The following is a 1,066-nucleotide window of genomic DNA, read 5'->3' on the forward strand; positions in this document are numbered from 1 at the left end:
GTGCGTTCACCCCGATCGTGCTGTAGCTCGCCGAGGTCTGCGCCTCGGACCGCGCTGCCTGGTAGGCGGTCATGGCCGCGTTGTTGCCGGACGAGGAAATCAGCCGCTGAATTGAATCGTCCATCGCAATGGTCAGCATCGACTGGCGTATGGTGTCGGCCGCGCTGGCCGAGGTCATGCCAATCAGGGTCTGGAACTCGGCCAGCGTGTTGCTCATCTGGGTGGCGGCGGCCGGCAGGTTGACCGTCGGCGCGCTGCCATATTGGGCCGCGGCCTTTTGGTAGAGGATGTTCTGAACCTCCTGCGTCATCCGGGTCTGGATCTGCGGCCAGCCCTGGGCACAGGTGGTGGTGGCATCCAGAACCGGGTCGTAATAGGCCAGCGACTGCGGCACGTTCGAGGTGATGAAGTTGGCCAAATTGCCCGCATAGACCAGCTCGTTGACATCGACGATCCCGATATTGGAGCCATCGACCATGCAGTTCTCCATGAAGTTCACCAGGCTGCGGTGAACAACCGGTGTGACGGCCCGCCAGCGCGCCGCCTGACTGACGATGGTTGAGCCGAACATCATGCCGGAGCGCTGGTAGGAGAGATCGTTTGGCGCCGCCAGCAGGGTCTCCATCGTGCGGGTCACCTGATACCCGGTGCTCGAGGTCACCGATCCGACAAAGGCCACCGACCAGGGCACGTTGTCGACAATGCCGTAGATCCCCAGCGGCTGGGTGCTGTCCATGATGATCACCCGGGCTTTCGGGCCCACGCCGAGACCAAGGACGATGACAACGCCCACCGCATACATCGCGGTTTCCTTCCCGCCCCCGAACACCCCCAGCTTGAAGGCAGCGGCAATGACACCGATCATCAGGCCGATGGTGATCAGCGTCTCGAAATTGCCCGACCCGGTGAAGGCGGCGAGATAGTTGAAGATGCCGAACAGCTCGGCCCCACCGCCGACGGTGTAGATCTCGAATTCCGGCATTACTTCTGGCCTCCGGAACTGGTGATGACGTTGGCAAAGATCGCGTTCGAAGAGGCGGCAAGCTCGGTCTTGGCGAGGCTCAGC

General features: G+C 62.4%; 1 protein-coding gene. It reads right to left on the minus strand.

The genetic code is table 11. The annotated features are described in order from the left end of the window. Positions 1-982: conjugal transfer protein TraG N-terminal domain-containing protein (locus tag GOX53_RS29485; RefSeq protein WP_171182431.1), on the minus strand; the 982-nt coding region annotated here is incomplete at its 3' end. Positions 983-1,066 lie beyond the last annotated feature (84 nt).

The sequence above is a fragment of the Ruegeria sp. HKCCD8929 genome, assembly GCF_013031405.1.
GTDB lineage: Bacteria > Pseudomonadota > Alphaproteobacteria > Rhodobacterales > Rhodobacteraceae > Ruegeria.